Raw genomic sequence first — 18,924 nt, 5'->3', positions numbered from 1 at the left:
AAGCTAGTAACCCGCAGCTTGACCGTCTTTACGAGACTCAGACGCACCATAATATACTTTGTTGACTGGATCATACTGGATCGCTTGATAACCACCGTAACCGCCACGGTCAAAGCGAATTTGGTGTCCTTTTTGAATTAACTCTAAAATTGTTTGGTAAGGAATATCTGATTCAATCGCAGTATAGCCGCCATCTTTAATATATTTAGAATTCTCTTCGGTCGGTTCGGTCGAACCAAAATGTTGCCAACGAGTTGCGTCACCTGCTTCTTGTAAGTTCATTCCAAAGTCAATAATATTGGTAATGATTTGCACGTGCCCTTGAGGTTGCATAGCACCCCCCATTAACCCAAAGCTAATTAGTGGCACGCCTTGTTTCATTACAAATGCCGGAATTATCGTATGAAACGGCCGCTTACCTGGTTCATAGACATTGGCATGAGTTTTATCCATTGAAAACAATTGACCGCGATCTTGAAAAACAAAGCCAAGTCCGGGTACCACAACACCCGAGCCCATTCCGCGATAGTTACTTTGAATGAGTGACACCATATTGCCTTCTTTATCAGCGGTAGCCAAGTAAATGGTGTCTCCTTGGTACATGGCTGGGTTTCCTGAATCAACTCGTTTAGCTGCTTTGGCAGTGATAAGTTCAGCTCGTTGTTTAGCATATTGTTTAGAAAGCAGCCCTTTTAAGGGGACTTTAAAAAAGTCCATGTCTGCGTAAAACTTCGCTCGGTCTTCAAAAACTAATTTTTTCGCTTCAATCATTAAATGTAATGTTTCGGCACTTAAAAAACCTAACTTTTTGAGATCATACTGCTCTAAAATATTGAGCATTTGCAGAGCCGCTATACCTTGCCCATTTGGTGGTAGCTCAAAAATATCGTATCCACGGTAATTGACCGATTGCGGGGTAACCCAGTCAGATTTGTGTTGGGCTAAGTCTTTTAATCTTAAGTATCCCTTGTTGTCGCGCATAAAGCGGTCAATTTTTTGTGCTATTTCACCTTGGTAAAAAGCATCTCTACCTTGCTCTGCAATTATTTTTAAAGTATTGCCAAGCTCCGGATTTTTAAATATTTCTCCTTTGGCGGGAGCTTTACCATTGATAGTGAATGTTTCCTTAAAACTGCCCGGCTGAGGTGATAAGCGCGGTACGCTTAAGTTCCAGTAGTGAGCAATCAGTTCGCTAACTGGAAAACCTTGGTTGGCATAATTGATGGTTGGCTGCAAGTTTTGCTGCATACTTAACTTGCCAAATTTCTGGTGTAATTCGAACCAACCATCGACAGTTCCTGGCACAGAAATTGGGAGCATGCCATAAGGTGGTAAAGTATCTCGTTTAAGCTTTTTAAGTTCAGATTTTAACTGCGCATAGCTAAGCCCAAGAGGAGAGCGGCCGCTAGCATTTAAGCCATAAAGTTGTTGGCTTTTGGCGTCCCAAACGATGGCGTATAAATCGCCACCAATACCGTTGCCGGTTGGCTCCATTAAACCGAGTGCTGCATTGGCTGCGATTGCGGCATCAACTGCACTTCCGCCTTGTTTAAGTATATCTAGACCAATTTGAGTGGCTAAGGGTTGGCTGGTGGCAACCATTCCATTTTGGCCAATAACTTCAGATCGAGTGGCAAAATTTTTCCCTGTGACTCGGTCTGGGGCTGCACTTATGGAGCTGCAAAACCCAAAAAAGAATAGCGCAGTAAGTTTAAAAAGAGTTGGTTTTAGCATAAGAGACCTTGAACTTATTATGGTTTTGTAAACCCCATATTAATCCTAAACTTTCACCTGAGCAAACCGTCGACACGTGTTATAGTTAGACTTATAGTGTCTAATGGTTCCCTCTTGTAGCGAGCGTTAAATATGCCTTCTAAATCAGTTAATCAGTTTATTCAACAGTGCGAACAGTCTAGCCAAGCTGCATACCTTGAGTTTAAGGGCTTGCTAACTGAGTTAGAAACACCTGAAACGCGCCCCAATGCTCTTTTATTTTTAAAAAAATTAGTCGAACATTACCAGCTTCATAAGCCGTCAGGTTGCCACTTTCAAATTTTGCAACAAAATGTGTTAGACGCAAACGATACAACTTTAAGCTTAGCTTTATTTCAATTTCCCAGTACTTTTTTACCCGAAGCTTGGTCATTTACTTTTTATGAAGGGCTACTCCGCTATCCGTTGGCAGACTATCATCAAAAACAGGTTGTCGAGTTAGGGTGTGGTATAGGCTGGATAAGTATTGCGTTAGCTTTGAGGTATGGGACGGGTAGAATTGTCGGTTTAGATATTAACCCTAAAGCCATTGTTTGTGCCAAACTCAATTTGTATTTAAATGCTTATGATGAAAATGGCGAGCTGCGTATTTTAAATAATGGCCAGTCTTTACTTGATTCAGTCTGCTTTGCTGAGTCTAACTTGCTAAGTCATTTTGCTAGTGATACGGCTTGTTTTGATAAAATTATCGGTTGTATTCCGCAAGTGTTAAACCCAGAACCAGCAGTCATGGAAAACTTAATTGCCGAAAACGCCAGCGACGAATACCTCCACTCATTAAGTAATTATTTTGCAAAACAAGGCTACATCGAAGATCAGTTTGGGCTAGGGCTTATTGCCAGTGCAGTAGAGCAGTCTATTTCATTGCTTAAAACCAACGGCAAACTCATTTTAAATCTAGGCGGGCGCCCTGGTAGAACTGTGCTAGAGCGTTTAATGCAGCGGCGTGGGTTTGAAGTGCGCCGAGTGTGGCAAACACAAGTTGAACAAGCCGCTGATACAGAAATAGACGCTCTGGTTGATATTGAGCAAAGCACCGGGCATCGCTTTGAGTTTTATATGTCGGCAAACTCCACCGTCCCTATTGACGCGACTACGGCGCAAGCTTTTGCCAATGCTGGTGGTAAAATTTATCACTCGGTAGATGTTTATGAAGCAAAAATGCTGTTTCCCGATGAAGTGAAGTCTATTTTTCAATCGGTGGATTTACTTGGCGGAAAAAGTCTACGAAGCGCAATAGATTTAACTTATGATAATTTTGAAGATGCAGAAGAGCGCTATTCGTTTTTAGCTTTTCTTGCTCGCCAGTTAAAAATAATGTCGCAATTTCCCTACCAAAATACGGCAGGGTTAAAATATTTTAGACAACAAATTGCTGAGTATTTTGGCTATTATTTAAAAGTCGATATTGCCGAAAGTAACATTGTTGTTGCGCCAGGCAGAAGAGAGGTGCTGGCAAGTTTGCAGCAAAATTATCAGCCCGAATTAATATTTATTGAAAAGCAGCTGGCTAAAATTTTGCCATCGAGCTACCCAAAATCAGCGCAAGTTTTGCATACCCCAGCTCAAGTAGAATACTTAACCGAACTCATTGGCGAGTTAACGCCACAATTAATTATTACTCGAATTGAGCAATATGAAATTCAGTCAGTGCATTTAATTGCTCAACTAATTCAAAGCGCAATTAAGGCTAATACACTACTGGTTATTGATTTAAGTGATAGTATTGAGCTTAACAGCGAACCAAAGTTACACGGTATTTATCGATACTTAAACCAGTTTGGTATGCCAGATAACTTAATATTAATGGCGAGCTTGGTAAATAACAGAGTTTATCAAAACTATTCGCTTAATTTTACCCTGACCAACAATGCCGAATTAACTAAGCATCTTGTCGACTCCGCCGAACTGACCTACAGTCGCACACCGCTGCTCAAACAAATGTACTATGCTCACTTGTTAGAGCAAATGCTTTACTTTCAACGAACTCGCCAAATTTTAAGTGAGCCAGCGCAACAAATTAAAGGCGCTAATCGTTTAGCGCTGTCTAAATCCGCAACGGCGGCTTATCAACATCCTGCAATACAAGGTAACCACTTAAAATTTGATAACAATACGATTCGGTTAGACTTTGGTGAGAATGAGTTAGCAGCGCCTCACTTATTAAAACAGGTTATATTTGAAAGCTACTTAGTGCGTAAGTGGGTAGGCGATGAAGCATCAGCTGAACAGCCTATAAGAGAATTGCTTAATTTGCGTTTTAGCTTGCCGCAGTCAATCTATTCTCCTATGGTTTTTGGCAATGGTGTTGCCCCTATTTATTCAGCGCTGTTAAATTTATGTGAGGCTGAGCAACAAGCGTTAGTTATTCCAAGTGGAAGTTACGGGTATTTTAGTGCCGCTGCAACTTATAAAAATATTAGTGTTATTCCGTTACAAACCGATGAAGCTAACAGCTTTAAAATTACGCCAGAGGCACTTGAAAACTGTTTAAGTAAAAACCCCAAGAGTTGGCTGTTCTTAAACGGACCAACTATTAATCCTACTGGTGCAGTATATTCAAGTGAAGAGCTTAATCATCTTTTCGCGATTGCTGCGCATTATCAGGCAACGGTTATTTTAGATAGTATATTTACTGGGCTTGAGTTTAATGGTGAGTCAGACTGGGACCTTGCGGATGGAATCCAGCAAGTGCTTAGCACTCGCAATTCTCGTTTAGTACTTATTGGTGGTGTTTCAAAAGAGTTTTCGGCAGGCGGTCTTAGGTTTGGATACTGTTGGTCCACCTGTGTTAGTTTGGCGCAACGTTTAAAACTAGAGTTGCCGCATCAACCGCACTTTACTTTACAATACGCGTTTAGAAAGTTATTTATAGAGCAGCTTAACGGACAACCCGAATTAATTGGTCACTTAAATGAGCAGCGTCAATTATTGAAGAAACGAGCAGAACAATTAGGCAAACTACTTAGCACAAAAGGCTGGAAGGTTATTCCTCCGCAAGGTGGTTTATTTTTAGTCGCCAAGCCTGTTGCATTTATTAAAGAAAGCCAATTAAATCCGACCGAGGCTGGCGATAAAATGACGCAGTTACTATTTGAAAAAATTAATTTAGTGGTGAACAACTCAACATGGACAGGTTTGCCCGGTTATTGTCGTTTTGTCTTATCTGCGACACACGCTGATTTTGAGCAAGCTTTGCGTCGCATAGAAGCACTTTAAGTCTATGGCGTTTTAAGCAGCTTTTTTACTTCTAGCTGTAAGCGCTCTGCGGTGACTTCCTGTGGTGGAATTGGCTGTGCAGCGGTAATGCTTATTTTTGCCATAAATTTTCGCGGCAGGCCTCGCATGGCTTTACCATTAAAGCGGCTAAACCAACTTCCCCACAATCCGTTAAGCGCTAAAGGATAAACCGGCACTGGTGTGCGTTTAATTATTTTTTCTATGCCTTTCTTAAATTCGCCAAGCTGTCCATCAGAGGTGAGTTTACCTTCTGGAAATATACAGACCATATTGCCCATTTCTAGTTGATGCGCTATTTTATCAAAGGCTTGCTGCATCATTTGCTTATCTTCGTGTGCAGGTGCAATAGGAATTGCATTGGCTAATTTAAAAAACCAACCAATAAAGGGGATGTGAAATATTTTATGATACATCACAAAGCTTAGGTTGCGTTTGCAGTACCCAGCAATGATCAGTGCATCAACAAAGCTAACGTGATTAGCTACAATAACTCCGGCTCCTTCCTTTGGAATAATACTTAGATTGTGGCGTCGAATTCGATAGATAGTATTCACAAGAAACCATGTGATTAGTCTAAATATATACAGAGGAGCCTTAGTAAAAATGTAGACAGCGACGAGTGCGTTGATTATTGAGGTGATCATAAAAAGCTCTGGAATGGAGTAACCTGAACTTAAAACGAACATTGCAAATGCGCCCGAAAGCACCATGAAAAAAGCGTTAATAATGTTAAGACCGGCAAAAGTTCTCGACATATGTTGCTTATCGCCAATTTTTTGAACTAACGAATAAAGCGGTACAGTAAACAAGCCACCACAAGCGCCGATCATGGCGCAGTCAAATAAAATTTGTATTGCATTTTCAGAATCTAAAAAGCTCAAGTAGTCGTGAACTGGAACGAGTTGACTGGCTTGGTTTGCGGTAAATAAATCATAAGCAAAGTAACTTAAACCAAACGCGCCTATAGGTACCAGACCCACTTCAATTCTTCCGCTAGACAACTTTTCGCAAAGTATAGAGCCAATACCAATTCCAATACAAAATGCTGCCAATAACAAAGTTGCAACAGTTTCGTCTCCAGCAAGTGTTGACTTAGCGTACTCTGGTATTTGTACTAAGTAAGTCGCGCCATAAAACCAAAACCAAGAAATTCCCAATACGGCTAAAAAAACAGGCTTGTCTTTTCGAATAAAACGAATATTTTTATAGGACTCAGTAAAAATATTCCAATTAATTTTTAAGTCGGGTGCAACAGCCGGTGTGTGCGGTATTTTGCGGCTTGCTAAATAGCCTGCGACAGACATGCTTAAAATAACGCTAATAGTAATCCATGTTAAATCTAGGCTGGTTTTACCGAGTAGGCTTCCTGCAATCGTGCCTAATAAAATAGCTAAAAATGTACCAGTTTCAACTAATGCGTTGCCGCCGACTAACTCTTCTGTTTTTAAATGTTGTGGTAAAAAACCAAATTTTAAGGGACCAAAAAGTGCAGACTGAAATCCCATAAGAAATAATACAAAGAGTAAAAAGTAAAACTGTTCAAAATAAAAACCGATAGAAGCAATTAACATAATGCCTATTTCACTTATTTTAAGCCATTGCATAGAGTTTGACTTTTCGTACTTTTCTGCAAGTTGCCCTGCCGTCGCTGAAATAAGAAAGAATGGCAGAATAAATAAAATTGCGGCCATATTGACCAGCGTGCTAGCGCTTTCGCCTAACTCGCTTGCTACTTGATAGGTGAGTAGCATGACTAGCACATTTTTAAAAATATTGTCATTAGCTGCGCCTAGTGCTTGGGTAATAAAAAATGGCAAAAAGCGGCGCTGTTTCAGTAAGCTAAATTGACTGTCAGACATGTTATTAACTCTCTTCAGTTTGAGTGGGGTTAACTTTGCTTATTGAGCAATAGGAGAAAATCCGTTAAGGCCACCGAATTTTTCCAATGAATCATTAAACTCTAGATAGTTAACATGCCTATCATAAAACACATGAATTTGAGGCTTTTGCAAAATATCTTGTTGGGTTGATTCTCGGGTAATATGAATTTCGTCGGGCCACTTCTCTCCGCGAAAGAAAAGCGGTGTTGCACAATGAATGCAGTGCGCTCTTTGCGCTGTTTGTGATGATTGAAACCAAACTACCGCCGACTCATCTTGTAGGTAGTTAAATTGATTTTTATTAACCCCAAACCAAGTGATCACTGCGGCTCCTTGAATGTGTCTGCATTGGTTGCAATGGCAATGAGCGCACCATTTGACCGGGAGCTGAACCTGGTATTTAACCCGTCCACAATAACACCCACCTTGGATGGATTTGTTTTCGATGGCTGGTTGTTCCATATTTAATTACCTAGCTATGTTGTTAATTGACTTTTAAACCGTTGGCTAAATTGATTGTGGTTTAAAAAGTGACGAACTTCTTCAATAAGGTGACTATCCCACGTCATAAAGGAATGATGCAATGGCATAATTATAAAGTCTGTCATATTGCGACACTGAGTATTACTTATTTCTACTACACCGTCTCCTGGCGCTTGATTAGTGGCATTTGCGTAGAACCAACTAACCGGTATTAGCCAGCTAAAGTTTTTATTCCCAGCAATAATTCCAAGCGAGCAGGCAGGCTCTTCTAAAGTTTTTAAAAGGGGGCTGTGGGGTGTGAGCTGCTTGGTGACTGGCGGGGTTAAATGTTTTAACAGCCAGTGGTTGCACATATACTCTGCGGTTTTTGTTCCTTGATTAGGAGTGCCAATAAACACGCAAGAAGTCACTTGCCAATGCGGGTTAGCTTGGATCAGGCCCCGACTTAGAATCCCACCAAATGAATGCGCGACAAAGTGTAGCGGAGCATTATTTATTAGCCAAGCTTGGATTTGCTTAGTTAATTTTTCTAGTATTTGAGGGTAGTCATTTAAAAAGCAGTTATAACCAATATTGAGTACGCGATAGCCATGAGCTTTAAGTTGCCTTTCTAGCTTCGCTAAGTTTCTGGGAGAGCGAGCCATGCCATGCAAAAGGATTACTTGCGCTTGATTTTGCTTAGCTTTCATTGGGGCTTATTCCAAAAAAGCGACAACTATTGGCAAAGGTTATTTCTGCTATATGCTCAACTGTTTGAGAACGTGCGTCTGCTACAGTTTGTGCAATATGAGGTAAATACTGCGGCAGGTTACGACTACGCTTTGGTTTGGGTTTAAGATTTCTAGGAATAAGGTAGGGAGCATCGGTTTCAATCATTAATTTGTCATCGGGTATATAACGCACTATATCGTATAATGGTTTACCACGTCTTTCGTCGCACAGCCATCCGGTAATACCAATTGAAAAGCCAAGATCGAGATAAGCCGATAGTTCTTTTTGGGTTCCGGTGAAACAATGAACTACAGCGCCGTTAACTGCGTTTGCAACTTGTTTTAATATTGAATATTGAGTAGCAAATGCGTCTCTTTCGTGTAAAAACACCGGCTTTTGTGTCTCAATAGCGATTTCAAGTTGAGCTTCAAATACTTTAATTTGGCTATCTTTTGGTGAAAAGTTTCGGTTAAAGTCTAGACCGCACTCGCCAATGGCAACAACTTCTGTGGCCTTAGCCAGCTGACGCAGTTGTTGCAAGCTATCGGTAGTAAAGTCCTTTGCATCGTGAGGGTGGCAGCCCGCAGTGGCAAAAAGTTCTTGTGGGTACTGCTTTGCCAAGTTAATAGCTTGCTCGCTCTCGAATAAGTTGGTACCGGTTACCACCATTTTTGCGACACCCTTTGCTTTAGCTGCAGCTATTAAGGTTGCTCGATCTATGTCAAAGCGCGAGTTGGTTAAATTAATGCCTATATCAATTAGTTGCAATTATTGGCTCTCCTTTCGACGATTCGATAAGATTAAATGAATTTAAAAGCGAATGCAGCTTTTAAAGTTGATAAACTGATCTAGCCATAATCAAGGCCTAATAAAGTGGCATGTTTGCCAGATTTTAAGATTGATATATGGTATAAAATTAGCCGTAGCAGTTTAACGAGATTTATGTGGTTTTTTAGCACTAAAGCGAGCTAAACGAGTGACTCGACATTGAAATACACAATTAAATAAGTAAAACAAGAAGTTAATTAAATGCAAAAGCAATCTTTTATTAAGGAACTATTCAAACGCCGTGTGCCACAAATATTGGGGTTATACGTTGCCGCGACTTGGATGATGATAGAAATTGGTGATTGGGTTACCGATCGCTTTCAAATGGCTCCTCATATTACTTCTTATATTTTTGTTGGAATGGCGGTATTTTTACCAAGTGTTTGTATTTTAGCTTATCAATACGGCCAGCCAGGCAAAGATCCTTGGAAAAAATCAACTCTGGCCATTGTACCCATTAACTTATTACTGGCGGTGTTTCTTACAACACAAATAGTCCAGCCGGTGGTGGCAACAGAGCACCGTGAGATTGTCGATGAAAATGGCGAAAAACATCGTTATGAAGTCTCAAAACAAGAGCACCGCAGACAATTGATTAGCTTTTTTTGGCGTAACCAAAGCGGCGATGAAAGCTTGAACTGGTTGCAGCACGGCGGACCCTGGTTGTTAGCTAAGGATTTAGATCGCAGCTTGTTTGTTGACTCTTATACGCCGTTTAGCTCACAAGATATGCGCGAAAAAATGAAACAAAAAGGCTTTATTGACGGGGTTAAAACACCGAATGCGCTAAGAATGCAATTGGCGAAGGACAGAAATGTTGATTACAGTATTATTGGAAAAATAGACAAGAAAAAAGGGCTTATTACTCTTTCTATCGATGTGATACAAATATCAAACCTAGAAAATATTGCGTCACTGACAGCCAGTGGCGAGAATATACTTAGTTTGATAGACGAACTTAGCGATAGTGTTAAAAGGGCTTTAAAACTTCCGACTTCAATTGCTGAGCAAACTAACGATTTACCCGTTGCTGAACATGTATCTGACTCTATTTTTGCTATAGAGAACTTTACCAACGCTAAAGTGAAGCGCATACTAAAGGCCGATTTTGAGGGAGCTAAAGCTGCGATAGAAAAGGCGATTAACGCGGATTTTAGTTTTGCTTATGCATATACCGAACTGGCGAATATTGAGCGCTATTTAGGAAATATGCAAGGTTCTGAACAGGCAATCAGCCAAGCTTTAAAACATGAATATAAGTTTACATTGCAAGAGAAATTTTTGTTTAAAGGTATTTCGTATGCAGTAAGAGGAGACTATCAATCGCAAGTAAAAGTTTATGACATGTGGTTAGAGCTTTATCCTGATGATGTGCAAGGCCATGAAGCTATGGTAGATATATTATTAACAACCGGAATTGACCATAAAAAAGCATTTAAAAGTTTACAAAAATTGGCTGAGCTCAACCCCAAAGATATGTTTTTGCTTAAAGACTTGGCGAAATATTATGTGTTAAATGATCAGTTAGATAAGGCGGCCAATAGGCTAGAATCTTTTCTAGAGAAAAAACCACAAGATATCGATACATTATATGATTTGGCTGACATTTATGCTCGAAATACTGAGTTTGGCAAGGCAAGTCAGGTTCTAGATAAAATTTTACTGCTCGATCGAAGCAACTTGAAAGCTTCATTAAAAAAAATAGAGATTAACAAAAAACAAGGTCATTTGGCGCAAGCTTTTGACTCACTCATTTTGCTGGAGCAGTCGCTCGTTGAGCAAGAGAAAAAGCACTTAGTCAAGCAAGCGCTATTAGAATACTATCTTTTACGCGGACAAATCCGCGATGCAATCAGAGTTTCAGAGGAACTACTGCAACTATCGCAACATTTACCACCGGTGAGCAGAATGTTTTCTATTGAGTTTCCAAAAAGTTTGTACTTGGCTAGTATTGGCCAAACGGCGGAAGCACTCACTCTGTTAAATGACCTAGCTAATAAAATCCAACCGCCGTTAGATGGCATACTTAATATTGGGGTGGCGTCTGTCTACTTGGCGCAAAAAGACTATGCCAATTTGCAAAAAACGTTGGATGAAATGCGAGCGTATTTCCGCCAGTATCCAAACCCATTATTTGAGAGTGCCTTTGAGTCAACTTTAGGCCAAGTCGATGCTGCAAAAGGTGACTATGCTAGTGCGGTTAAAAAATTTCGCAAAGTACTAAGCTTGCTTAGCGGTTCTTTAATTAATACGGTTCAGCAAGACTCAATTTTAAATAGCCAAACCTATCTGGCGGAAATGTTGTTTTATAGTGGTGAAATTGAAGAGGCTGAAACTTTAATTACTAAAGTGTTAGCGCGATTTCCTTCACTTCCTCAAGCCAATTTACTTTTAGCTAAAATACATCATTCAAAGCAAGAGTTTGACCCAATGCAAGCGGCGCTAAGTCACTGTATGAAGGTATGGGAAAGTGCAGACCAAGACTACCTAGAATATCAAAAACTAAGCGAGTTTTTAAAAGAGCTAAACTCAACCAATATTTAACATTGGAATAATTAGAAGCAGTGTTAACCTAACTGAATTTGATTAAATTTGAAAAGGCAAGTCGATCTAATTATTGCCTTGCGAGATAAAAAGGATTTAATTTGCTGAGTTAGCTCGCTAGTGCCATATTGACTTAATATCTTAAAAACTTGAATGAAAGCCATAAATAATGGCTCTTTCTTTCACTAAACCCTCTTTTTCTGAGAATTTTACCCTCTTTAAACCGCCAAAAGTATCCGTTAAGTGTGAATCTGTAAGTTGAAAAAGGCAAATTGCTGCTGTTATAGTCACGCCCAATTATCAAATTTAAAAAATTAAAGAAGGGAAAAAGGAGTTTATTAAATGAAGTTAAGTAAATTACTAAAACTGGTTGGTTTTATCATTATAGGAGCCAGTCAAAGTTTTAGCAGTGACCTTTTGGCAAATGACAAAGCAGTAGGTAAAGAAAACACATTAGCAGAGTTTGTGAAGCTACCTAATCATAGAAATCTACAAATTTCGCCTGATGGCAAGCATCTGTCGGTTGTTTACTCAACGAATGACTTTGAAGCTTTAGCTATTTTAGATACGAAAACACGAAAACCAGTGGCTTCGTTTAAAGCCGCGGGATCGAAAAAGGGAATAGGTGAAGTTCATTGGGTCAGCAATACGCGATTAGTTTACGGTATTACTCATAACTCGTCTTGGGACAAAGGCTATAAAGATGAAGGCCAATTAGTTGGTGTAAGTATTGACGGTAGTGATCATGAAATTATTTTTGGTCATAATGCCGGAGAAATGCAAACGGGCTCGCGATTAAAGAAAAAAGAATCCTCTTACGGCCATCACTCTATCATCGACTTACTTAAAGATGATCCTAAGCATATACTTATCGCTTTTTATCCTTGGAAAGTTAAAGGAAGTTATTGGGTTATTAATCGCGATGCAACACCAATGGTTTATAAGTTAAATGTATATAATGGCAGAAAGATTAAAGTAACCTATCTTCCAGCACCTTTGGCCAGCGCGATTGTTGATAACAGTGGTGAGGTACGTTTTGCCGTTGCGGTTAATAAAGCGAATGAATGGGAGGTTTACTATCGCGACAGTAATGCCGATGACTGGACAGACTTTAATTTAAAAAACTTTGAGGGAACTTTTATTGTTCCTCGAAGCTTTACTAAAGATAATAATAAAGTTTACTTAACTGCAAATGTGAATAACAAAACCGAGGGGGTCTATTTATTTGACTTAACGACTCAAAAGTATGAGTTGTTATTTCAAGATGAAGAACTCGATATTTCTCACTATGTTTATGATTATAAAGGACGTCGAGTCGTCGCGGTGGCTACTGAGCAGGAAGTTCCTAGCTATCATTACTTAGATCCTAAAGACAAAAAAGCATCGCTTCATAAGTCTTTAATGAGCAGTTTTGCAGGCTTTAATGTTCAAATCACGAGTGCAACTGAAGATGAAAAACAAATTATAATTCATGCTTACTCCGACACTAACCCCGGTGACTTTTACTTATTTAATACTGAAGATTTAAAAGCCGAATTTTTGTTAACGCGTCGAGCTTGGATTAAGTTATCTAAAATGCGACCGAAAGAAGGCATTTCGATTGAGACGCGCGATGGCGAAGAAATATTTGGTTATTTAACTAAACCGAGTAAAAATGCCAAAAATGTACCAATGGTTGTGCTTCCTCACGGTGGTCCTCACGGTATTCGTGATAGCTGGGAATTTGATTGGGAAGCGCAATTATTAGCCAGTAAAGGATATGCGGTATTGCAAGTTAATTTCCGTGGAAGCGGAGGTTATGGACAAGACTTTTTAGAGGCTGGCTATGGAAAGTGGGGGGCTATGATGCAAGATGACCTTACTGACGCAACTCTACAGGTAATTAATAGTGGAGTTGCAGATGCTAAAAGAGTTTGTATATATGGCGCTAGTTATGGAGGCTACGCAGCACTTATGGGAGCCGTTAAGGAGCCTGAATTATACCGATGTACAATAGGATCTATGGGCGTATATGATTTGCCATTAATGTTTGAAGAAGGGGATATTGCAGAGCGAGACGCTGGTATTGCTTATTTAAAAGAGGCTCTAGGGACTGATGTTGCTGATCAAAAAATGCGTTCGCCTGCATATAATGTTGATAAAATTAAAGCCGATATTCTATTAATACATGGCGAAAAAGATCAACGAGCGCCAATTGAACAAGTGGAGTCTTTGATGAGTGCATTAGATAAACAGAATAAACCTTACGAGTACTTGTTGTTAGATTATGAAGGTCATGGCTATTATGATGAGTCTAGTCGCTTGAAAGTTTATTCAAAAATTCTTGAGTTTTTAGAAAGTAAAATTGGTCACGGTACTAATCAACTAGGAAAGTAATTAGTTTGAGCTGACTAAAATCTAAAAGAGCCTCATTGTTATGAGGCTTTTTTGTTTTCAAGTGCTTTTATTTTTAAGTGATTTTATTTTCAAACGCTTTTATTTTGAAGCGCTTTAGTTGGGAGCTAGTGATAATCACTTTATTGAAACGGGCCTAGCTGAATTAGAAAACTGCCCAGCAAAATAAAAACTAGACGCTGTACAAAACTAGTCAACTAATCTTGTTTTAAATATTTGGCAAGTTGCTGTTTAAGCGATTTAGGAACCACTTTTAATGTTAACTCGCCTTTTTCAGGATCGTATAATACGTTATCGCCCATCATGTCTGACGAAAAGCTAATACTTAAATCCTTTTCTCTTCCATAAAATCGCATAAACTTTTTTAAGCTATTTCTGTGAGCGTATATTTCTTCTTTGGGCTCTTCTTGCTTATCTTTAACAAACTCTGCAAAGTGCTCTGGTTGACTAGAATCTAATTCTTCAGACAGGTGATTTAAATTAATTGGATTGCCTTGCATATCTTGTTCAACACAATAATCTACAATTTTATTTTTATATTGTTTACTTTCTTCAGGTGTTAAGTTTTGCGCATACTCGTCAACAATAGAAAGGAATTCGTCAGTTTGTTGCTGTAAATTGACACTAGAAACAAATCCGCAAAACTGTAAAAATGCCTGTGCAATATCTTTGTTTCCTCTGCCCGTTATTACGCTTAAATATTGCTGCCAGTTTTCTACCGCCCATTGATTAAAGTCGAGCTTAAGTGAAAAACTCAACTTACCTGAGTCAACATATTCGATATTATCAATGTCTAAATCGCTGTCGATGTATTGCGCTTCGGTATGATTTATCCAAAAAATATAAAGCTGCGACTCTTCTAATAATTCTTCTACCGCAATCATAATGTGAGCGCTAAAACCTTCCTGCATTTCTTCAAGTTTGGACTTTAAGTGGTCCACTAATTTATGTGAAACATTACTAAAGCTCATACCTTCTGCTTCTAACTGCTTTAACCAGCCTGGTAGTGGGTTATCACCTTGTTCAGGATCAAACAGGCCATATTGGCGCTGTGCGCTGCGCTGAAAATTTTGCTTTAGCTGGGTAAATAAGGAAACAATCGGGCCTTCTGCTGGATTTTCATTGTCGCGTTTTTGGACTTTTATTTCAGCGCCTTCAGCGGTTCTTTTTAGCGAGTGAATAATGCAGTGTTTGATAGACATAGTTAGTTTCTTTATTGGATGAATGAATGGTGAACTAATTATTATTTAGCTAGGGCAGTATTCTAACTAAGCTAGGCACGCCTTACTAGCGTTGGTTTGTGATAATCTAAGCTTATTATTAATAAGGTTTATGAATACGCATATAAAGTTAATTAATATCAACTAGTTACTTTAAAACACTTAGCTTATCATTCAGTTTTATGGTGCCGGTTGATCGCGGTATTAAGTTCATACCAAAGTAAACTCCACCATCACCTCGGCGGTATTGTCCTAAGGTTCTTAATGGCTCGGTGTTCATATCTTTTTGCCCTGTTTCAGGATCTACCGTTGTTAACACGCAACGGCTACAGCGTTTTACCGCGTCAAAAATAACAGAGCCAATTTTAATTTGCTGCCAATTATCTTCAGCGAATGCTTGGCTTCCGCTTATAACAATATTGGGTCTAAAGCGTTGCATACTGACCGGGGCGGCTAGACGCTGATTTAGGTCGTCTAACGATGCTTGGCTAATGATAAGTAATGGAAAACCGTCGGCAAAACTGACTGTGTCACCAGCTTGAGAATAATTAGGGTCAACCGGCCGATTGCTGTGATAGGCCACCAACGAAACTGCAAATCCGAGGAATTGACTAAACCAAAGGTTAGTCGCATCGTCAGCGACTTTGGCGATACACTGGTCGTCCCATATGCTAACTTCACGAGTTTGTTGGGTAAAATTTCGCTTAGACACACTAATAGTGGGCTGCTGGGGCGCATTGAGTTGAAACGAGTTTGCTTGCTGGGTGAGCTTAACAAGGGCAAGTTCCGGGTGTTTTCTTTGGGTAACAAACATGCCATTGCTATCAACAAGCATTAATTGACGGTCATTGTTAAACCCCTTAGGTGTCACAATAGCGGAGCTAGTTTGAAAGCCTTGTATAGACTTTATGGGATAAATAGAAAGTTCACTGACCTGCATCTTTACTCCTTTTGGGCCTATAGCCGCGTACCGCAGAGCGTTAAGCTTGCTGCAATTCGTTGATCTGATTGAATGTTCGGGCTATTCTTGCATAAATCGCAGTTTGATTCTAACTCTGGTTGTGTCAATGCAGACTAGCCAATTAAACATTTAGTGTCAGCCATAAGGTTGAGCAAACGGAGTAAACCATTTAATGGGATCGGTAGAAGGTAAAATTGTAGTCGGTAGTGAAGAGTGGTGTGCGTTTCCACAGTTGGGTATTCCTGCAATTAAAGCGCGCGTTGACTCTGGAGCTAAAACTTCGTCTTTGCACGCGTTTAATATTCAAACCTTAAAACGAAAAGGTGAGCTTTGGGTAAGCTTTGAGGTACACCCGTTGCAACAGCATCGTTATCCAATTATTCGCTGTGAAGCTAAAGTAGTAGACAAACGCAGCGTTAAAAGCTCAAGTGGCGTGGCGGAAAAACGCTACGTGATCAAAACCGAACTGCAGTCAGGTGATGAGCACTGGGAAATTGAAGTCACTTTAACTAATCGAGACTCAATGGGTTATCGAATGTTGCTTGGGCGCCAAGCCATGAATGGTCGAATGTTAGTGGACCCTTCCGCAAGTTTCCGCCTTGGCCAGCGAAGTGCAGCACAACTTAAGAAACACTACCCGGTTAGTAATAGTGAGGCGAGCGACGGTATAAAAATTGGTTTATTAGCCACCAACCCAGAGCTGTATAGCAACAAACGTCTTATGGAAGCCGCTATGGAGCGAGGGCATCAAGTCGAGTTTTTAAATATTAAGCAATGTAATTTACGCTTGGATAATGAGTCGAGCGAAATTCATTCGCGGAGCGGACAAATAATTAATCATTTAGATGCTGTAATTCCGAGAATTAGAACTAGCTTTACTACCTATGGCTGTGCTTTAACCCGCCAGTTTGAAATTATGGGCGTCACTACGTTAAATAGCGCTGAGTCAATTAAGAACTCTCGCGATAATATTTTTTCGTTACAAACTTTTTTTAAAAATGGCATTAAAACACCAACCAGTGTGTGCTCTTATTCACCATTTGAAACTAACGATTTAATCGATATGGTTGGCGGTGCGCCATTAATGGTGAAGTTGTTAGACAACCAACAGCAGCACAAAGCGGTGATGGCAGAGTCTAGAGATGCGGGGCAAAGTGTTATTGAGGCTTTTAAACATTTTAGAGAAAAGATTTTAGTACAAGAATTTTTAAAAGATGCAGAAGGCAAAGCGTTGCGTTGCTTAGTGATTAACGGAAAAGTCGTCGCATCTATATGGAGAAAGCCAATTCCGGGAAGTTTTAAAACTTCGATTAAAGATGGTGCCAGCGCTGAGCTAGCAAAAATCACCCCCAATGAGCGAAAAATGGCGTTGCTTGCCGCAAAAGTTTTGCATTTGAAAGTCGCTGGAGTCGATATGGTGCGCACTAAAAGTGGACCAGTATTACTACAAGTAACTTCTACCCCAGGACTTGAAGGGGCTGAAAATGCGACGGGTAAAGATATCGCTGGAATGGTGATAGCTGCCATTGAAAAGAAGATGGGATGGAAACGAGAGTTAGCTAAAATTTAATTTCTATTGCTCAAGCTAGTCTAGAAGCTAAAGGCGTAGGTTTTTACACCTTTCGCCTCATTAAAAATTTACAAATAGTTACCCGCTATGGGCGGAGTTTTAAAACTTTGCTTTTATTAGCGCTTCTAGTTTTTCTAAGTCTGCTGCAAAAGCTCTTATACCTTCAGCGGTTTTTTCTGTTGCCATAGCGTCTTGGTTCATTTGCCAGCGAAATTCACTTTCAGACAAAGCAGGCGGAGCAGCAATGACTTGGTCAGGCTTGCGTAAGCGGCGTTTAACTTTGGTGTTGTTTTTGGCTAGTTCGTCCAATAGCGCAGGGCTAATAGTTAAGCGATCACAGCCTGCTAGATGTAAGATTTCATCACAATTTCTAAAGCTGGCACCCATTACAATAGTGGAATAATTATGGCGCTTAAAATAGTGATAAATTTCACTAACTGATTTAACGCCCGGATCATCTTCAGCTGCAACATGAGTCAAATTATTTTGTTTTTTATACCAATCTAAAATACGTCCAACAAAGGGTGAAATTAGAAACACCCCAGCTTCAGCACAAGCTCTAGCTTGGGCAAAACTAAAAAGCAAAGTTAGGTTACAGTGAATGCCTTTTTTCTCAAGCGCTTGGGCGGCTTTTATTCCTTCCCAGGTGGCTGCAATTTTAATGAGCACTCGACTAGAGTCGACGCCAACTGATTGGTAAAGCTCGATAATTTTTTCTGCTTTGGCAATTGTCGCTTGGGTGTTAAAAGAAAGTCGTGCATCTACCTCAGTAGATATTTTTCCGGGGATTAGTTTAAGTATTTTTTTGCCAATTAATACGCTTAAATAGTCACAGGTGTCGCTGATTCTTTGTGCTTCTGTCGGCGAAGCTTGTGCTAAGTCTATTGCCTGTGAAATGATGCTTGCGTACTCTGGCTGACTAGCCGCTTTTAATAGCAAAGACGGATTAGTTGTTGCGTCTTCTGGTGCGAAATCTGCGATAGCATTAAAGTCACCAGTATCTGCGACAACCACGGTCATCGCTTTAAGCTGTTCTAATTGATTTGGTAAATTATTCATTGTTTGCAGGTCCTTTTACTTTTTTATGACATTAAGGCTTCACAGTGTGAGAGTCAATATTGTCTTTATACTATAAAACTATAGGTGTTTGAATGAGTTAATCTGTTTTATTTACTCGCTTTGAAAGTTACTATTCTTAAATAACATTCTGCTAGTCTTTTGCCTGACTGTATTTAGCAAGCGTCTATCTAGTGCATGAATCAATTATGCTTGTAAGCGCGCCGAAAGGGTTGGCAGTAATCTTGGAAAAGGCATTAGCTT

12 protein-coding genes are annotated in these 18,924 nt (G+C 39.8%); 4 read left to right on the top strand and 8 right to left on the bottom strand.

Features of this window, described 5'->3' with window-relative positions; translation table 11 throughout:
• Positions 1-3: 3 nt before the first annotated feature.
• Entirely contained in the window at positions 4-1,734 is a 1,731-nt protein-coding gene (gene ggt, locus ACUR5C_RS13740; RefSeq protein WP_454465745.1) for a gamma-glutamyltransferase, read from the bottom strand.
• Positions 1,735-1,866: 132 nt separating this feature from the next.
• On the opposite strand from ggt, the gene ACUR5C_RS13735 reads away from it, so the two are divergent.
• Positions 1,867-4,992: an aminotransferase class I/II-fold pyridoxal phosphate-dependent enzyme gene (locus ACUR5C_RS13735; protein WP_454465744.1), complete on the top strand. Its 3,126-nt coding sequence runs from the start codon at positions 1,867-1,869 to the stop codon at positions 4,990-4,992.
• 2 nt (positions 4,993-4,994) lie between these two features.
• Here ACUR5C_RS13735 and ACUR5C_RS13730 read toward each other — a convergent pair whose 3' ends face one another.
• The 4 genes from ACUR5C_RS13730 to ACUR5C_RS13715 are packed head-to-tail and all read right to left on the bottom strand — an operon-like array spanning position 4,995 to position 8,855.
• Positions 4,995-6,872: an MFS transporter gene (locus tag ACUR5C_RS13730; protein ID WP_454465743.1), complete on the bottom strand. Its 1,878-nt coding sequence runs from the start codon at positions 6,870-6,872 to the stop codon at positions 4,995-4,997.
• A gap of 39 nt (positions 6,873-6,911) precedes the next feature.
• Positions 6,912-7,355, bottom strand: a complete 444-nt coding sequence (locus ACUR5C_RS13725; protein WP_454465742.1) for a GFA family protein — start codon at positions 7,353-7,355, stop codon at positions 6,912-6,914.
• Between the two features lie 14 nt (positions 7,356-7,369).
• Entirely contained in the window at positions 7,370-8,065 is a 696-nt protein-coding gene (locus tag ACUR5C_RS13720) for an esterase/lipase family protein (RefSeq protein ID WP_454465741.1), read from the bottom strand.
• Complete coding sequence (locus ACUR5C_RS13715) at positions 8,055-8,855, bottom strand: TatD family hydrolase (protein WP_454465740.1); 801 nt, start codon at positions 8,853-8,855, stop codon at positions 8,055-8,057. Before ACUR5C_RS13715 ends, ACUR5C_RS13720 begins: the two co-directional genes overlap by 11 nt.
• Positions 8,856-9,116: 261 nt before the next feature.
• On the opposite strand from ACUR5C_RS13715, the gene ACUR5C_RS13710 reads away from it, so the two are divergent.
• Together ACUR5C_RS13710 and ACUR5C_RS13705 are read left to right on the top strand one after the other, a co-directional pair.
• Positions 9,117-11,459, top strand: a complete 2,343-nt coding sequence (locus ACUR5C_RS13710) for a tetratricopeptide repeat protein (protein ID WP_454465739.1) — start codon at positions 9,117-9,119, stop codon at positions 11,457-11,459.
• Between the two features lie 342 nt (positions 11,460-11,801).
• The gene (locus ACUR5C_RS13705) at positions 11,802-13,835 is read left to right on the top strand and encodes an alpha/beta hydrolase family protein (protein WP_454465738.1); all 2,034 of its coding nucleotides are present in this window, start codon (positions 11,802-11,804) and stop codon (positions 13,833-13,835) included.
• Between the two features lie 215 nt (positions 13,836-14,050).
• Here ACUR5C_RS13705 and ACUR5C_RS13700 read toward each other — a convergent pair whose 3' ends face one another.
• Positions 14,051-15,055 carry a nucleoid-associated protein gene (locus tag ACUR5C_RS13700; RefSeq protein WP_454465737.1) on the bottom strand — a complete coding sequence of 335 codons (1,005 nt, stop codon included), beginning with the start codon at positions 15,053-15,055 and terminating at the stop codon, positions 14,051-14,053.
• Between the two features lie 166 nt (positions 15,056-15,221).
• A complete protein-coding gene (locus ACUR5C_RS13695) occupies positions 15,222-16,013 on the bottom strand; it encodes an MOSC domain-containing protein (RefSeq protein ID WP_454465736.1) in 792 nt (263 codons plus the stop codon).
• Between the two features lie 193 nt (positions 16,014-16,206).
• Between ACUR5C_RS13695 and ACUR5C_RS13690 the strand changes: the two genes are divergently transcribed.
• Entirely contained in the window at positions 16,207-17,604 is a 1,398-nt protein-coding gene (locus tag ACUR5C_RS13690) for a RimK family alpha-L-glutamate ligase (protein WP_454465735.1), read from the top strand.
• A 99-nt stretch (positions 17,605-17,703) separates the two neighbouring features.
• Here the strand turns inward: ACUR5C_RS13690 and tal are convergent, their stop codons facing one another.
• Positions 17,704-18,663: a transaldolase gene (tal, locus tag ACUR5C_RS13685; RefSeq protein ID WP_454465734.1), complete on the bottom strand. Its 960-nt coding sequence runs from the start codon at positions 18,661-18,663 to the stop codon at positions 17,704-17,706.
• Positions 18,664-18,924 lie beyond the last annotated feature (261 nt).

It is taken from the genome of Aliikangiella aequoris (assembly GCF_053709105.1).
This window is presented reverse-complemented; position numbering and strand designations above follow the sequence as displayed.